The organism is Myxococcales bacterium (assembly GCA_016717005.1).
Classification (GTDB): domain Bacteria; phylum Myxococcota_A; class Polyangia; order Haliangiales; family Haliangiaceae; genus UBA2376.
In genome coordinates, this window is record JADJUF010000039.1 from 154,234 (window position 1) to 170,347 (window position 16,114).

At 74.0% G+C, this 16,114-nt stretch carries 14 protein-coding genes; 3 read left to right on the forward strand and 11 right to left on the reverse strand.

All coding sequences use genetic code 11. The features are described 5' to 3' along the window. Positions 1 to 484 precede the first annotated feature (484 nt). From IPL61_31660 to clpP, 3 genes are all read right to left on the reverse strand, one after another. The gene (locus IPL61_31660; protein ID MBK9035757.1) at positions 485 to 949 is read right to left on the reverse strand and encodes a cupin domain-containing protein; all 465 of its coding nucleotides are present in this window, start codon (positions 947 to 949) and stop codon (positions 485 to 487) included. 186 nt (positions 950 to 1,135) lie between these two features. Then, positions 1,136 to 2,401, reverse strand: a complete 1,266-nt coding sequence (gene clpX, locus IPL61_31665; GenBank protein MBK9035758.1) for an ATP-dependent Clp protease ATP-binding subunit ClpX — start codon at positions 2,399 to 2,401, stop codon at positions 1,136 to 1,138. 9 nt (positions 2,402 to 2,410) lie between these two features. After that, a complete protein-coding gene (clpP, locus tag IPL61_31670; protein MBK9035759.1) occupies positions 2,411 to 3,028 on the reverse strand; it encodes an ATP-dependent Clp endopeptidase proteolytic subunit ClpP in 618 nt (205 codons plus the stop codon). 394 nt (positions 3,029 to 3,422) lie between these two features. On the opposite strand from clpP, the gene arsM reads away from it, so the two are divergent. Next, on the forward strand, positions 3,423 to 4,856 hold the full coding sequence (gene arsM, locus IPL61_31675; protein ID MBK9035760.1) for an arsenite methyltransferase: 1,434 nt from the start codon (positions 3,423 to 3,425) through the stop codon (positions 4,854 to 4,856). A 187-nt stretch (positions 4,857 to 5,043) separates the two neighbouring features. Further along, on the forward strand, positions 5,044 to 5,778 hold the full coding sequence (locus IPL61_31680; protein MBK9035761.1) for a hypothetical protein: 735 nt from the start codon (positions 5,044 to 5,046) through the stop codon (positions 5,776 to 5,778). Between the two features lie 128 nt (positions 5,779 to 5,906). On the opposite strand, the gene tig is transcribed toward IPL61_31680, so the two are convergent. Beyond that, entirely contained in the window at positions 5,907 to 7,286 is a 1,380-nt protein-coding gene (tig, locus tag IPL61_31685; GenBank protein ID MBK9035762.1) for a trigger factor, read from the reverse strand. Positions 7,287 to 7,432: 146 nt separating this feature from the next. On the opposite strand from tig, the gene can reads away from it, so the two are divergent. After that, positions 7,433 to 8,068 (forward strand): carbonate dehydratase, encoded by a 636-nt coding sequence (can, locus tag IPL61_31690; protein ID MBK9035763.1) that lies wholly within the window; start codon positions 7,433 to 7,435, stop codon positions 8,066 to 8,068. Positions 8,069 to 8,081: 13 nt separating this feature from the next. Here can and IPL61_31695 read toward each other — a convergent pair whose 3' ends face one another. The 7 genes from IPL61_31695 to IPL61_31725 all read right to left on the reverse strand — a co-directional run bounded on the left by IPL61_31695 (position 8,082) and on the right by IPL61_31725 (position 16,004). Continuing rightward, on the reverse strand, positions 8,082 to 8,300 hold the full coding sequence (locus tag IPL61_31695) for a hypothetical protein (protein MBK9035764.1): 219 nt from the start codon (positions 8,298 to 8,300) through the stop codon (positions 8,082 to 8,084). Further along, positions 8,297 to 10,009 (reverse strand): carbamoyl transferase, encoded by a 1,713-nt coding sequence (locus IPL61_31700; protein MBK9035765.1) that lies wholly within the window; start codon positions 10,007 to 10,009, stop codon positions 8,297 to 8,299. The genes IPL61_31695 and IPL61_31700 overlap by 4 nt, the downstream gene beginning before the upstream one ends. Before the next feature lie 2 nt (positions 10,010 to 10,011). After that, positions 10,012 to 10,770, reverse strand: a complete 759-nt coding sequence (locus IPL61_31705) for a ferritin-like domain-containing protein (GenBank protein MBK9035766.1) — start codon at positions 10,768 to 10,770, stop codon at positions 10,012 to 10,014. Further along, on the reverse strand, positions 10,767 to 12,953 hold the full coding sequence (locus IPL61_31710; protein MBK9035767.1) for a hypothetical protein: 2,187 nt from the start codon (positions 12,951 to 12,953) through the stop codon (positions 10,767 to 10,769). Before IPL61_31710 ends, IPL61_31705 begins: the two co-directional genes overlap by 4 nt. Before the next feature lie 131 nt (positions 12,954 to 13,084). Continuing rightward, positions 13,085 to 13,813: a hypothetical protein gene (locus IPL61_31715; protein MBK9035768.1), complete on the reverse strand. Its 729-nt coding sequence runs from the start codon at positions 13,811 to 13,813 to the stop codon at positions 13,085 to 13,087. Positions 13,814 to 13,940: 127 nt separating this feature from the next. Beyond that, complete coding sequence (locus IPL61_31720; protein MBK9035769.1) at positions 13,941 to 15,584, reverse strand: adenylate/guanylate cyclase domain-containing protein; 1,644 nt, start codon at positions 15,582 to 15,584, stop codon at positions 13,941 to 13,943. 33 nt (positions 15,585 to 15,617) lie between these two features. Further along, positions 15,618 to 16,004 (reverse strand): MAPEG family protein, encoded by a 387-nt coding sequence (locus IPL61_31725; protein MBK9035770.1) that lies wholly within the window; start codon positions 16,002 to 16,004, stop codon positions 15,618 to 15,620. Between the last annotated feature and the right edge of the window lie 110 nt (positions 16,005 to 16,114).

Sequence of the window (16,114 nt, forward strand, 5' to 3'; positions counted from 1 at the left end):
CCCCACGCCCACGCGTCCCCCAACGCCCGCACCACCGACCAACCCGCCGACCTCCGTCACCACCCGCTCGCCCGTCGCAGCGCGCCATCGCCTTCGCGCTGCCACCATGATCCGAGAGCCGAGCCCTGCATGAGCCCGAGCAAGAGCACGCCCCGTGCCGACGCCAACCCGGCGATCCCGCGTCCTCCGCGGCCGGCCGGCCGGACGGCCGTCCGAGATCCGGCCCGTTCTGTCCGGCATCCGGCCGCGCCCGGACAGGAGCGCCGTCACGTCCCTGGCCGGTATCCGTCCACCGCCACCAAGGATCCGCGCAGCGTCTGACGCAAGCTCGACGCGCGGCGGCGCCGGTTGCCGGGTTCCGCGCGGCGGCGCCGGTTGCCGGCTCGCTCGCGAGGACGCCACCAAGCGACCACGCGCGCGCCAGCGCCGCGGGAGCAGCTGCGCCTCGGGCAGCGCCCGCCTGGGCCAGCGCGCCCACGCACGATCAATACGGCGTGCCGTCCTTGCGCCGGAAGCTCACCGCCCCGCGGTACCGCCCCGGCGCCACCGCCAGGTCGATGTCGGGGTACGCACCCTGGTCGGCGTCCACGCGCGAACCCACCACCAGCACCTGCGCGTCGGCGCCGCTGCGGTTCTGCAGGCAGTGGCCGTCGGGGCGTCCCGCCGGGAACCCGGCGCTGTCGCCGGCGCGCAGGACCTCGTCGCCGGCGTCGGTCACCAGCACCACCTCGCCCGCGACGACATGGACGAACTCGTCCTCGTGGGAGTGCCAGTGGCGCTGGCTCGACCACGCGCCAGGCGGAAGGGTCATCAAGTTGACCCCGAACTGGGTCAGCCCCGCGGCGTCCCCGAGCCGCAGCCACGACCGCGCGCGGCACGGCGCGGCGAACGGTTCGGGGTAGCGGGTGCCCTGCCCGCGCGGCGCGGTCGCTCGGTCGATCTTCGGCATGACCACTCGATGCCACGCACCCATCCATCGTGGCAAGCCACCCGAGCGGCGGCGCCCGCGGACAGGCGACCACGCCCCGCGGCTGCCCTGGCATGCACGGAGCCGGTGTCCGCACCCGCGCCGCCGCCACCCATGCCCGAACGCCCCACGCCCGCGGCCGGGCTCGCGCCCCGCCAGCCGTCGTCCCTACGCCTCGGCGGTCCGAGGCTCCTTGTCCTTGGCGTACGTGATCAGCGGCGTCGCGTGCTTCTCGATCACGTCCTCGTTGACGATGACCTCGCTGGCCGGCTGGCCCGGGATCTCGTACATGATGTCGAGCAGCGCGCTCTCGAGGATCGCGCGCAGGCCGCGGGCCCCGCTCTTCTGCGTCGACGCCATCTGCGCGACCTTGGACAGCGCGCCGCGCCCGAACTTGAGCTTGACGCCGTCCATCTCGAACAGCTTCTGGTACTGCTTGACCAGCGCGTTCTTGGGCTGGGTCAGGATCTGCACCAGCGCCTCCTCGGACAGCTCGTGCAGCGGCGCGATCACCGGCAGGCGGCCGATGAACTCGGGGATCATCCCGTACTTGAGCAGGTCCTCGGGCTGCACCTGCTGCAGCAGCTCCCACTGGGTCATCTTGGGCGGGCCGTTCTTCATGGCCGCCCCGAAGCCGATCATCTTCTGGCCGATCCGGTTCTCGATGATGTCCTCGAGCCCGACGAACGCGCCGCCGCAGATGAACAGGATGTTCGACGTGTCGACCTGCAGGAACTCCTGCTGCGGGTGCTTGCGCCCGCCCTTGGGCGGCACCGACGCCACCGTGCCCTCGATGATCTTGAGCAGCGCCTGCTGCACGCCCTCGCCCGACACGTCGCGGGTGATCGACGGGTTGTCGCTCTTGCGGGCGATCTTGTCGATCTCGTCGATGTAGACGATGCCTCGCTGCGCGCGCTCGATGTCGTGGTCGGCGTTGTGCAGGAGCGAGACGATGATGTTCTCGACGTCCTCGCCGACGTAGCCAGCCTCGGTCAGGTTGGTGGCGTCGGCGATCGCGAACGGCACGTTGAGGATGCGCGCCAGCGTCTGCGCGAGCAGCGTCTTGCCCGAGCCGGTCGGCCCGAGCAGGAGGATGTTCGACTTCTGCAGCTCGACGTCGTCGTCGAGCTTGTCGCTCTTCTGGTCGATGCGCTTGTAGTGGTTGTGCACCGCGACCGACAGGATCTTCTTGGCGCGGTCCTGGCCGATGACGTACTCGTCGAGGACCTTCTTGATCTGGGCCGGCTTGGGGATCACGCCCGAGCCGTAGCCGGGATCATCCTTCTCGATCTCCTCGGCGATGATGTCGTTGCACAGGCCGATGCACTCGTCGCAGATGTACACCGTCGGCCCGGCGATGAGCTTCTTGACCTCCTTCTGCGACTTGCCGCAGAAGGAGCACGTGAGCGAGGAGTCGCGCTTATCGACGGCCATGGCCACGCCCTACTTGGCGTCCTTGCCCTCGGGCTTCTTGCGCGTGAAGACCTCGTCGATGAGCCCGTAGTCCTTGGCCGCCTCCGACCCCATGAAGTAGTCGCGCTCGGTGTCGGTCTGGATCTTCTCGATCGGCTGGCCGGTGTGCTTCGCGAGCAGCTTGTTCAAGGTCTCGCGGGTCTTGAGCAGCTCGCGGGCGTGGATCTCGATCTCCGTGGCCTGGCCCTGGAAGCCGGCCAGCGGCTGGTGGATCATGATCCGCGAGTGCGGCAGCGCGTAGCGCTTGCCCTTGGTGCCGGCCGCGAGCAGGAACGCGCCCATCGACGCGGCCTGGCCCATGCAGATCGTGGCCACGTCGCAGCGCACGTACTGCATCGTGTCGTAGATGGCCATCCCCGCCGTGACGTGGCCGCCCGGCGAGTTGATGTAGATCATGATGTCCTTGTCCGGATCCTCGGACTCCAAGAACAGGAGCTGGGCGATGACGACGTTGGCGATCTCGTCGTTGATCCCCGACCCGAGGAAGATGATCCGCTCCTTCAGGAGCCGCGAGAAGATGTCCCAGCCCCGCTCGCCGCGGTGGGTCTGCTCGATGACCGTCGGCACCAGGTAGTTCTTGATGTCCATCTGACCCCGACTGTACGGGGCGACCGCCCCCGACGCAACGCGCCCCGGACCTGCCCTTTCGGGCGGGAGTCGAGGGGATCCCAGCCGGTCGGACGGCCACGCGAGCCGACGGGCCGGGTCGCGGCGCCATGCCGCGCCCGCGCCCGGTGGACGCTGTGACATTCGCACATCACAATATCTGCATGTCGTTGCCCCTGGCCGCCCTGGCGCCGCGCCGCGTGACGCTGACCGTGGCTCGCGTTCGGCCCGCGGCGGCGCGCCGACGTCCCCTGGCCCTCGGTGCGTCCATGGCGCGCGCCTCGGCGCGTCGGGCCACCACCGCGGCTCGGCGCGTGACCGCACGATCACCTGCGTCCTTTCGGCGCCGACCCCGTCTTGTCCCGTGGAGGTTCCGATGACCGAGCTCACCACGCCCACCGATCCCGACGACATCCGCGCGCTCGTGCGCGACCACTACGGCGCCGTCGCCAAGGGCCGCGCCACCGGCTGCTGCGGGCCGACCGCCCCCGCGTGCGGCACCGGCGCGGCCACGCTCGGCTACTCCGCCGACGACGAGGCCGCCGTGCCCGCCGACGCCAACCTCGGCCTGGGCTGCGGCAACCCGACCGCGCTGGCCTCGCTCGCGCCCGGCGAGATCGTGCTCGACCTCGGCGCCGGCGGCGGCTTCGACTGCTTCCTGGCCGCGCGCCAGGTCGGCCCCACCGGCAAGGTCATCGGCGTCGACATGACGCCCGACATGGTGGCGCTGGCGCGGTCCAACGCCCGCAAGCTCGCGGCCACCAACGTCGAGTTCCGCCTCGGCGAGATCGAGCACCTGCCGGTGGCCGACGCCTCGGTCGACGTGATCGTGTCGAACTGCGTGGTCAACCTCGCGCCCGACAAGGCCGCGGTGTTCGCCGAGGCCTGGCGGGTGCTGCGCCCCGGCGGGCGCCTGGCGATCAGCGACGTCGTGACGATCGGCGAGGTCCCGGCCGAGGTCCGGGCCCAGGCCGTGGCGCTGACCGCGTGCGTGTCGGGCGCGGCGCCGATCGAGGAGGTGCGCGCGACCCTGGCCCGGCTCGGCTTCGTCGACGTCGCGGTCGAGCCGACGGCCGGCAGCGCCGCGATCGTCAACGGCTGGCTGCCCGGCGCCGATCGCTACATCGCGTCGGCGACGATCGCCGCGACCAAGCCCGGCGGCGCGCCGCGGGCCAAGGGCCGGGGCCGGGGCCGCGTCCGAGGACGCCGTCGTCGCCGCCGCCGCGCCGTGCTGCGCGCCGGGGTGCTGCGCGTGATCGCCCCGGTGGCGTGGACCGACGTCCGCGCGCGGCTGCGGCCGTTCGTGGCCGCGCGGATCGACGCCGCCGAGGTCGACGACGTGCTCCAGGACGTGCTGGTGCGGATGCACCGCGGGCTGCCGGGCCTGGCCGACGAGGATCGCTTCGATGGCTGGCTGTACAAGATCGCGCGCTCGGCCCTGGCCGACGCCGGGCGCGCCCGGGCCCGCCACCCGCTGCCGCGCACCGACGCCGCCCCCGACGCGGCGATCGAGCCGACGCCCGTCGACGACGACCCGGCCCGGCTCCTGGCCGCCTGCCTGGCGCCGTTCGTCGCGCGGCTGCCGTCGCCGTACCGCGAGGCCGTGACGCTGGTCGAGCTCGAGGGCCTGACCGCGCGCGCCGCCGCCGAGCTGGCCGGCATCTCGACCTCGGGCATGAAGTCCCGGGTCCAGCGCGGCCGGGCGATGCTGCGGGCCGCGCTCGAGGCCTGCTGCGAGATCGCGGTCGACGCGCGCGGCCGGGTGGTCGAGGTGACCCCGCGGCCGAGCTGCCGCCTGGGCGGCTGCTGAACCGTCACCTCGCGCGGCGCGCCAACCTTGGCCGCTCCCCCGGCGCGGGCGCGAGGTCGTCGTGCCGGCCCGTCCGGATGCTGGCGCGGGCGACGCGGGTGGACCGCGACCTGCCACTGCGCTGCGCCCATCACCCGCGGCGCCCGGCGTCTGGCGACCGCCGCGCCGTCACGCTACCGTGCCGGGGATGCGCCGGACCATGCTCGCTACCACGATGGCGCTCACCGTCGCGGCGATGGCCATCGCGCCGGCCCACGCCGACACCTCGGCCGAGGCCACGGCCGTCGGCGACTTCGCGATCGGCAGCGTCCAGCGGGTGCGGCGGGCGTTCGTGATCGGCCCCCACGTCGGTGGTTTCGGCGGGATCGCCGTCGATGGCGGCGACGCGCTCCACGGCGTGACCTTCGGGCTGGCGCTGTACGCGTTCAAGATCACGACCGTGCTCGACCTGCGGGAGCTGGTGGTCGAGACCGTGCGCCAACGGGTGCGCGAGCGGGTCGCGGACATCGTCGCCGCCGGCGGCACCGCGCCCACCGATCTGTCGGAGCTGGCGCGTGAGGTCGCGGCCGAGGTCAAGGCCGAGATCGCGGGCCGCCCGCCGCCGCGGCGCACGCTCGAGCGGCCGCGCTTCGGCGCCGTGCTCGAGGGGGCGATCCGGACCTCACCCGGCGGCGGCTTCCAGACCCGGCTGGTGATCAGCAAGGGCGTCGGCCGCGCCAGCATCGGCGTGGCGCTGGCGGTGCAGCGCGCCAGCGGCGACACCGATGTGGTCCCAGGCCTCGAGGCCAGCCTACGCCTGACGCCGCTCGGGCAGGCCTGGACACCGGTGGCCGAGCTGTACCTGCGCGGCGACGTCGCGATCGCCGACCGCCTGCCGATCGCCCTCATCGGCGGGGTGCGCGCGACGCTCGATCTGTTCTGACGCCGTCGACGTCGGCGCGGCGCGGCCGCCGACCGGCCGCGCTGCCGGTGGTCGGCGGTGCCGCCGGCGGTGTTCGACCGCTCGGCCGGTGGCGCCCGGGGCTCCCCGAGAAGGACCCGGCGCAGGCGTCAGTGGTCGTGATCGCAGTCGGGGCCGTGGACGTGGCCGGGCTCGTCGGAGATCGGGCCGTCGGCCGTCGCCTCGGGCGCGACCGGCTCGGTCAGCTTGTCGACCTCGGTGATCGCGGCCTTGCTCACGAGGAAGTCGAGGACCTTGTCCTGGCGCAGCGACCAGCGCGCGTTGTCGAGGCGGCCGTCGCGCAGCCACTCGGCCTTGAGCTTCTGCGGCGACTGGTTCTTCGACTTGGCCGCCATCGCCACCTGCACGTCGAGCTCCTGCTCGGCGACGGTGATCTCCTGCTTGTCGGCGATCGCCTCGAGCAGGAGCTGCCCGCGGACCTCGTCGGCGCCGCCCGGGGCCATCTTGGCCACGAGGTCGGGCGTCAGGCCCTGGCCCTCGCGGTCGGCCGGCATGCCGAGCATCTGGCGCAGGCGGTTGTACTGCGCGAACACCGCGCGCTCGACCAGGGTCTGGGCCACCGGGATCTGGTTGGCCTTCACCAGCGCGCGCAGCGCGTGCTGGCGCGCCTCCTGGGTGATGATCGAGCTCTCGCGCGCCTCGAGGTCGGTCCGGATCGCGGCGCGCAGGCCGTCGATGGTCTCGGCCTTGCCGGTGTCCTTGGCGAAGTCGTCGTCGAGGTTCGGCACGTTCTTGGCCCGGACCTCGACGATCGTCGCCGTGAGCTTGGCGGTGCGGCCCTTGAGGCTGTCGTCGGCGTGGTCGGCCGGGATCTCGATCTCGAGCGCGTGATCGGCGGTCGAGAACGGCAGGCCGGTCAGCGCGGCGCGCAGGCCCGGCAACGGCTCGCGCTCGGCGTCGTCGAGGTCGACCCCGAACCGCGGCTGGTTGACCGGGTGCTCGCCGATCGTGCCGGCGATGCTGGCGATGACCACGTCGCCGGCGGCGGTGACCTCGCGGCCCTCGATCGGGACCAGCTCGGTGTGCTCCTTGCGCAGCTGCTCGAGGGCCTTGTCGACCTCGTCCTCGGGCACGCTCAGGCGCCGGCGCTCGATGGCCAGGCCCTCGTAGCCGGTCGGCTCGACCGCGCCCTTGATCTCGACGATCGCGGCGTAGGCGAACGGCTCGCCGCGCTTGATCTGCGCGCCCTCGAGGTCGCGCGGCTCGGCGACCGCGCCCAGGCCGTGCTCGCGGTTGGCGCTGGCGAACGACTCGCGGATGAGCTGCTCGGCGACGTCGGCGTGGACCCGCGGCGCGTAGATCTGCTCGAGCACCGAGCGCGGGGCCTTGCCCTTGCGGAAGCCGCGCAGCGCGACGCCCTTGCCGAGCTCGCGGTAGGCGACGTTGAGCCGATCGGCCACCGTCTGCCACGGGACCTCGACGATGAGCTTCTTCTCGACCGGGGAGACGTCTTCGATGCGGACCTGCATGGGGCGGCGTGGTTACCACATGCCCGCGCGAAAACGAACCGGGGACGTGCCCCGCGCGCGCGGGCGACGTCGGCCGGCGCCGCCCCTCGGACTTTCAACGCCTTGCATGGATCCCGGGGCCGGGGCCCCCGTGCTACGAGGATCCCGTGAGCAACCTCCTCGACGACTGCTTCGCCGCCAACCGTCGCTGGGCCGCGGCGGCCGTGGCCCAGGACCCCGACTTCTTCCGGAGCCTGGAGGCCATCCAGCGGCCCGAGCTGCTGTGGATCGGGTGCTCGGACAGCCGGCTGCCGCCCAACGACATCATCGGCCGGGCCCCGGGCCAGCTGTTCGTGCACCGCAACGTCGCCAACCTGGTCGGGCACACCGACGTCAACTGCCTGTCGGTGCTGCAGTTCGCGGTCGACGTGCTCCAGGTCAAGCACGTGATCGTGTGCGGCCACTACGGCTGCGGCGGGGTGCGCGCCGCGATGGCGACCCAGCCCCACGGCCTGATCGACAACTGGCTGCGCCACATCCGTGACGTCCACCTGTGGCACCGGGCCGAGCTGACCGCGATCGAGGACCCGGCCAAGCGCATGGATCGCCTGGCCGAGATCAACGTCGAGGTCCAGGTCGCCAACGTCTGCCACACGACGATCGTCCAGGACGCGTGGCGCCGCGGCCAGGCGCTGACGATCCACGGCTGGATCTACGCGCTGGCCGACGGCCTGCTGCGCGACCTCGGCACGACGGTGTCGTCGCCCGATCAGGTCCCGCCCGAGTACCGGCTGTTCGCGTAGGCGCCCACGGGCGCTAGAAGATCGAATAGACGAACGGCGCCACGTACGACAGGCCGCTGGTGACCAGCAGCAGCACGCCGGCGAGCAAGAGCACGATCACCACCGGCAGCAAGAACCACCGGCCGCGCCCGGCGAAGTGCGCCAGGATGCGCGCGACCGTGGCCAGGCGCGAGCCGAGCCGCCGGAGCAAGCCGCGGCCCGACGCCGCCTGCGGGGGCGCGGGCGCGGTCACGCCGGCCCCCGGGTGATCAGCACGTCGGCGACGACGAGGCCGTCGATCGGGTGCGCCAGCAGGAAGCCGAGCGCGTCGGCGGCGCGCGCGACGATCGGCTCGCCGGCCCCGTTGAGCGAGGTGTTGAGCACGATCGGCGGCCGGCCGCGCGCGGCCAGCGCGACCAGCACGTCGTGCAGCGCCGACGCCGAGGTGGCGGTCACGGTCTGGAGCCGCGCCGTGCCGTCGACGTGGGTGACCGCGGCCAGGTCGCGCGCGTCGGCGCGGACCGGCGCGACCGTGGTCATGAACGGGGTCAGCTCGTCGGCGACCGCGTCGAAGTGGTCGGCCACGGCCGTCGCCAGCACCGCCGGGGCGAACGGGCGGAACGGCTCGCGCCGCTTGACCGCGCGGTTGAGCCGCTCGCGGATCTCGGGATCGCGCGGGCTGGCCAGGAGCGAGCGCTGCCCCAGCGCCCGCGGGCCCCACTCGAACCGGCCGTGGCAGGTCGCGAGGATCGCGCCGTCGTCGAGCCGCGCCGCGACCTCGGCCGCGGGCTCGGCCAGCGTGGTCGCGGTCAGGCCCAGGGCCCGCGCCAGATCGACCGCGTCGCCGGTGGCGATCGGCAGGCCCAGCGCGGCGGCGGTGAGCGCGGCGGGCCGTGGATCGCCCAGCTCGAGCGCGCCCAGGATCGCGGCGCCGAGCGCGCCGCCGGCGTCGCCGGCCGCGGGCTGCACGAACACCCGCGCGAACCCGGCCTCGCGCGCCAGCCGAGCGTTGGCGACCGCGTTGAGCGCGACCCCGCCGGCCAGGCACAGCGCGTCGCAGCCGGTGCGCGCGCGCGCGGCCCGGGCCAGGCCCAGGAGCGCGTCCTCGGTGACCCGCTGCAGGCTCGCGGCGATGTCGGCGTAGCGCCGATCGGCGGCCGAGCCCGCCAGGTCCCAGGGCGTGTACGGTCGGCGCCGCGGGCCCAGCAGGCGCTCGAGCGCGGGCCCGAACCCGAGCTCGGGGTCCGCGAGGTGGCCGAAGTACGCGAGCGTCAGCTCGAACGAGCCGTCGTCGGCGAGGCGGATGACCTTGCGCAGCTCGGCCTCGAACCGCGGCGCGCCGTAGGCGGCCAGGCCCATGACCTTGTACTCGCCCTCGTTGACCTCGAAGCCCAGGTACGCGGTGAACGCCGCGTACAGCAGCCCGAGCGAGTGCGGGTAGTGCAGCTCGCCGAGGCACGCGAGCGCGCGCTCGCGCCCGTGCCACAGCGCGGTCGAGACCGCCTCGCCGACGCCGTCGACGGTGATGACCGCGGCCTCCGGATACGGGCTCGCGAAGAACGCGCTGGCGGCGTGGGCGTGGTGGTGCGCGACGTGGCCGATCCGCGCCCGCGGCAGGCCCAGCAGATCGGCGAGCTGATCGATCACCCAGACCTTGGCGCCCAGCTGCGTCGCCATCGCGCGCGGGAACTGCCGCAGCGAGCGCGGGAAGTTGCCGAGCGTCGAGGTCAAGACCCGCTCGAGCTTGGCGTACGGGTCCTCGTAGAACACGACGCGATCGAGCGCGGCCGCGTCGAGGCCAGCGTGGGCCAGGCACGCGGCGATCGCCTGCCGCGGCAGCGACGGATCGTTCTTCACGCGCGACAGCCGCTCCTCCTGGATCGCGACGACGAGCGCGCCGTCGACGACCAGCGCGGCGGCGGCGTCGTGGTACGTGCCCGAGACGCCGAGGACGGCGGCCACGCTCAGGGCTCCGCCGGCGGCGCGGGCGCGACGGCTGTGGGCGAGACCACCGCGGGCGAGACCACCGCGGGCGAAGGCAGCCACCGCCGGCGGGTCGCGCGGGCGCGCCGGCGCAGGGGCAGCCACGCCAGCGGCGCCATCACCAGGTAGACCGCGGTCATCGCGACCGCGTAGAGCGCGTGGGCCAGCGCGCGGCCGGCCCGCCGCCAGGTGCGCCACGCCTGCCACCAGCCGGCCCGGCGCAGCGCGCGCGCGGCCGCCGCCGGCGTCGGGGACAGGTCGCGCAAGAGGTCGAGCGTGTAGGCCTCGTGGTCGCGCTCGTCGGCGAGGATCGCGGTGAACAGCGCCTGGGTGCGGGCGTCGCCGCGGCGCGCGAACGTGCGCGCGTAGACCTCGAACTGGCGACGGCCGCGGCGCTCGCCGCGGTGCACGAACGCCAGGAACCCGAGCTCGCCGAGCCGCGCGAACAGCGCCTCGGTGTCAGCCCGCGGCGGCCCGGTCGGCGCCAGCCCGCCGGCGGCGCGCAGCTCGGCCGCGCGGCGCGTGAACATCGCGGCGTGGCGGGTCTCGTCGAGCGCGTGGCGCAGGTAGCGCGCGCGGCGGGCCAGCGACGGCGTGGCGTGGGCCGCGGCCAGCAGATCGATCCGGCTGCCCTCCTCGGCCCGCGCGAACGCCTCGAGCTTGCGCGGCGCGTGCCCGGGCAAGCGCCACACCAGCGGCGCGGTCGCGCGCACGAGCAGGCCGCGGACCGCGTCGATCATGGCGCCGCGGCCGGGGCGCGCGGTGGGCGGGCCGGATCGCGCAGCGCGCACGCGACCCGATCGGCGCACGTGGCGTAGGCCGCGCAGCCGTCATCGACCGCGCCGTAGACGCCGGGACAGAACGGCTCGCCGCTGCCGCGGTAGCGCTCGCCCAGGTAGACCTCCTGCCAGCACCGGCACAGCTCGCGGGCCTGGTCCGACGCGAACGGCGCCGCTTGGTAGTCGCGCGGGGCGTCGGGCTGCTGCGCGACCACCGTGAAGGCCGCGGTCGGCGCGGCGGCGCCCGCGGGCCAGGTGACGTCGAGCCGGCGCTGCACGCGCGCCCACGCGAACTCGGCGGTGACCGTGTCGCCCGGGCCGACCGCGACGGTCAGCGCGCCCGAGCCCGGCATCACCGCGACCATCGCGGTGCCCGAGGTGTCGCGGGTGACGGTGATCGCGCGCGGCACGCTGTCGGCGTTGCCATCGGGGATGCACAGGATGCGCAGCCACGCGCGCAGGCGCTTGGTCTCGCACCGGGCCGCGCTCGAGCCGGCCACGGTGATCTCGGGCACCTCGCGCCACTGCGCCGGCAGCGGCACCGGCGCCACCGTCGGGCCCGCCCGTGGCGCCGGCGGGGTGCTGGCCAGGGTCCGGGCCAGCGCGGCCGCGACCGCCGCGTGCCCGCGCGGGGTCATGTGGATGTCGTGATCGAGGAACGCGCCCGGCTCGACCGCCCGCAGCGCCGCGGTGGCGTCGAGGGTCGACAGGCCGAGCTGGGCGCCGAGCGCGACCACCTCGTCGTTGAGCGCCGCGACGCTGGTCATGTCGATCGGCGTCGCGCGGTACTTCCTCCACTCGTCGGCCGACACCGCCACGTCGATCGGCAGGACCAGCAGCACCAGGCGCACGCCGCGCTCATCGCAGAACTGCTTCAGCGCGCGGATGACCGGCGCCAGCGGCGTCTCGAGCGCCTGCTGCAGCCGGGCCACGGTCAGCTCGTCGAGCCGGGCCTGCAGCGCCGGCAGATCGGTCACGCTCGCCAGCACCGACGCGCGATCGGGCGCCCGCGCGGTCGTCATCACCCGCTCGAGCTTGGCGCGCAGCTTGGCGCGCAGCGCGGCGCCCTTGCGCATGTGGCCGGCGGTCACGACCACCGAGCGCGACTCCTCCGCGCCCGGGACCGCGTCGTAGACGGTGTCGCCCGGCTGCAGGTGCGCGGCCCGGAGCGCGACGCGCTCGTCGTTGGTGAGCTCGTCGCCGAGGAACCGCACGATCGCCTGATCGAGCTCGGCGGTGCGGCGCTCGAGCTCGGCCTCGGTCGCGCGCACGGCGACGGTGCGCTGATCGCGCTCGGCCTGGGCCGCGGCCTCGCGCGCGACCGTCTGCGCGCCGATGTCGACCAGGTCGCGCCAGGTGCCCTCGGACGCGACCGCCTCGCCGTCGGTGCGGCGGTGCCAGGCCCGGCGCAGCGCGTAGAACAGGTGCGAGTTGCGCGCCAGCCAGCCGCGGCCGGGGAAGTCGATCACGTCGCCGGCGACCTCGGCGCGCACGGCCCAGCCGTCGCGGACCACGTGGCGCGCGGCGTTGGGGCGCGTCACCTCGAACAGGTCGTTGACCATGTTGACGGTGAAGACCAGCGTCTTGGGCTGGCGGCTGGCGATCAGCTCGCGCGCGACCGCGGCGTACTCGGCGGGGCCGTAGGTCGGCACGCCGCCGTTGAGGACGTGGCGGCGGACCGGGTCACCGGCGGGCCGCGCCGGCGGCGCGCCGACGGCGCCGTCGCCGAGCGTGCGCTCGAGCACCGCGGCGAACGCCTCGTGCTCCTCGACGCCGAGCCCGAACACCTGCGAGTCGCCGACCACGAGCACGTCGTCGGGCCCCGGCGGCGCGAAGTCGGGGCCGCGGTAGCCGGCGCGGTTGATGCGCACGCTGGTGATGGGGTTGTCGGGGTAGACGAAGCGCTGGCGCGCGCCCGGCCGCAGGCGCACGCCGAGCGCGCGGTCGGCCACGTAGACGTTGAGCTTCGGGAAGCCGTGGTGGTCGCGGATGCGGAACATCCACTCCGCCGCGACCAGGCCCACGACCAGGCCAGCCACCACCATCGCCACGCGCCGCGGCCAGCGTCGGCGGCGGGTCGGCGCGGCCGGGGTCACCGGGGTCGCGGCCGGCGTCGGCGTCGTTGAGGCAGCGGCAGCGTCCATGGGTAGGCGGCGACGTGGTCGGGCAACGCCGGAGCGCCGAGGATAATTTCTCGGACGCCCGCGACCAGGATACGCCGTCCGCCGGCGGCGCGCCCGCGGACAGCCGGGCGCCCTTCGATCGAGGCGGCAGTTCAGCCGCAGCCGCCGCCGCACCGCCCCATGCAGTCCATGCTGACCTCGCAGTCCCAGCCACACATGAGCTCATACGCGACGCCCATCCCGGCCCCGCAGGTGATGCACGCGTAGTCGTGGAGGCAGCACGGGTTGTACCAGGCGCACGCCAGCTTGCCCGCGGCGCTCGCCGGCAGCATCGCGATCTGGGCCTGGTGATCGGCCGCCGTGTGGTAGGCCTGCGTCGTCGGGTTGGCCAGGTACTCCGGGCACGGCGCCGCCTCACTCGTGCCGGCGTGAGCGATCGCGCGGAGCACCAGCACCTGGTGCAACACCAGCGCCACGTGGGTATCGAGGTCAGGTTGATCGGCGCCACCGAGCGACGTCAAGTACGGCACCAGGGCCTCGACCGCGGCCTCGTAGGTCGCCGCGTCGCCGACGGTCGCGCGCTGTGCCGCGGCGTCGACCACCGCCATCATCTCGTCACTGCCGTAGGCGCCGACATCGAACGGCATGTCGATCTGCGTCAGGACCTTGCCGTCGAGCGTGCGCAAGGTCGAGCTCGCGCCCGTGTCGCCGAAGTGTCCCTCGAGCACGAAGCTGACCTCGGGTGAGACCACGCGCACAGCGAGGCCGCTCGTGGGATCGACGGAGACCTGGATGCCTTGCGCTGGCGCTGGCGACTCGAGCTCGGTGGAGGCACAGGCGGTCAGGAGAGCGAAGGTCGCAAACAGGGTCGTCAGCTTCACGGGGACCTCGTAAATGTTGTGGGGTCCGTTACGTGAATGCGAGCTTCGTGCCGATCTCACAGCACGACAACTACTTATACAAACTGGATCGATATTACTCAAAAGGTGTCATTCTTGGTCTGTGAATTCATCCCGACGGGGTGATCTCATCGATGCGCTCAAGGTGGTAGGCGACGGCGGCGTCGGGGCCGCGGGCCGCGAGGGCGGTCAGCGCGACGTGGGCGGCGGGGCGGTCGCCGGCGCGCACGAGCGCGACGGCGGCGCGGTAGTCGGCGAGCGTGGCGTGGCGCGGGTCGTCGTCGGTGAGGAGCTCGTAGACCTCGGTCGGCTCGGCCCGGCCACGCAGGACCAGCGTGTCGAGCCAGCGGGCCCGGGCCTGGGCGCCGGCGGCGGCGACGAGGGTCCCTGACGCCACCAGCCGCGCGCCGAACGTCTTGCACAGCCCCTCGAGCCGCGACGCGACGTTGACCGCGTCGCCGATGACCGTGTACTCGAGCTTGCGGGCGCTGCCGATCGAGCCCGCGACGACGTCGCCCGCGTGGATCGCGATGCCGACCTCGACCGGCGCGGCGCCGCGCTCGATCCGCGCGCGGTTCCAGGTCGCCAGCGCCGCCAGCATCGCGAGCGCCGCCGCGACCGCCGCCGCCTCGGGCGCGGCCCCGTCGTCGAGCGAGCCCCAGTCGGCCATGATCGCGTCGCCGATGAACTTGTCGATCCGCCCGCCGTGGCGGGTGATCACCGTCGTCATCTGGTCGAGGTAGTCGTTGAGCAACGCGACCACCTCCTCCGGCGCCAGCCCCTCGGCCAGCGTCGTGAAGCGGCGCACGTCCACGAACATCACCGCGGCGTGCCGGCGCTGGCCGCGCACGGCCTGCGACCGATCGACCAGCATCCGCTCGACCAGCTCGGGCGACACGTACTGGCCGAACGTCGCCTTGATGAACTCGCGCTCCTCGAGCCCGTGGGCCATCTCGTCGAAGCGACGCCCGACCACCCCGAACTCGTCGGAGCGGTGCAACCCGGCCCGCACCTGCAGCTGCCCCGACGCGATCGCGTTGGTGGCCTCGACCATCCGCGCCAGCGGCGTCCGCACGCTGCGCGCGACCACCATCGCCAGCACCACCAGCGCGACCAGCGCGATCGCCAGCACCGCCAGCGCCACCACCGCGGCCTCGCGCTTGATCGCCGCCAGCCGGGTGGCGCGCACGTCGACGCCGACGATCGCCACCGCGGCGCCGCCGCCGTCGCGGATCGGCGCGTACCCCGACAGCACGTTGCCCCAGGCGTCGCGGTAGGGCGTGTCCTCGACCGTCGGGCGCTCGAACCCGCGCACCATGGCGGTCGCGCGGCCGAGCGGGTACGCCTCCCCGGGCAGCCCGGCCGCCGCGTCGGCGCGGATCACCACGTCGATGACGATCTCGAGCGCGTCGGGCCGGGGCCCGCGCCGCATCACGTACAGGTCGGAGAAGTCGGGCTCGGCCTCCGCGACCGCGCGGAACCGCGCCGCCAGCCGCTGGTAGGTGGGCCCGTCGACGTCCGCCGGCGTGCGGATCGCGGCCACGTCGTCGGCGGTGATCGACGCCGCGAGCGTCATCGCCGCGATCTTCAGCCGCGCCTGCAGCGCGGTCAGCTCGCGCTCGACGCCGCGCAGGTAGAAGAACCCCGCCACGCTCAGCAACACCGCCAGCACCAGCCCGCCGTACATGACCGACAGCCGCACGTGGAAGCGCTGCCACAGGCGCAGGCCGTCGGTCGTCGAGGGTTCAGCCACGCGCCTGCACTGTACCTCCGCGGCCGCCCGCGATCACAGCATCGAGCTGGCGATCAGCCCCATGCCCACGACCGCGACCGCCCACAGGCCGGTGCGCACGTACTGGACGCCGGCCAGGTAGGTCGGGAAGTAGACCACCCGCGCGAAGAAGAACAGCCGCGCGCCCAGCACGACCCGATCATGCCCGCCGTGCCCCGACATCTGCGCGGCCATGAGGATCGCCGTGAACAGGACCAGGTTCTCGATCATGTTGCGGGCCGCGCGCTCGGCGCGGCCGGCCAGCGGCGTCGGCGGCGGCAGGTCCTCGCGGTTGCCGAACGCGACGGCGACGTTGCCACCGGCGCGGATCAGCGACGCCGTCAGCACCATCAACCAGGTCAGGATCGCGGAGTAGGCCAGCAGCCGCACGTCGGTGGTCATGGCGCATGGTCGGGCCCGCCCGATCGCGCCGCAACTTCCTGGCGGCGACGCACCCTCGACGCGCCCGCCACCTCGATCGGCGCCTGCCACCGCTCGGCACCCTCGACGCG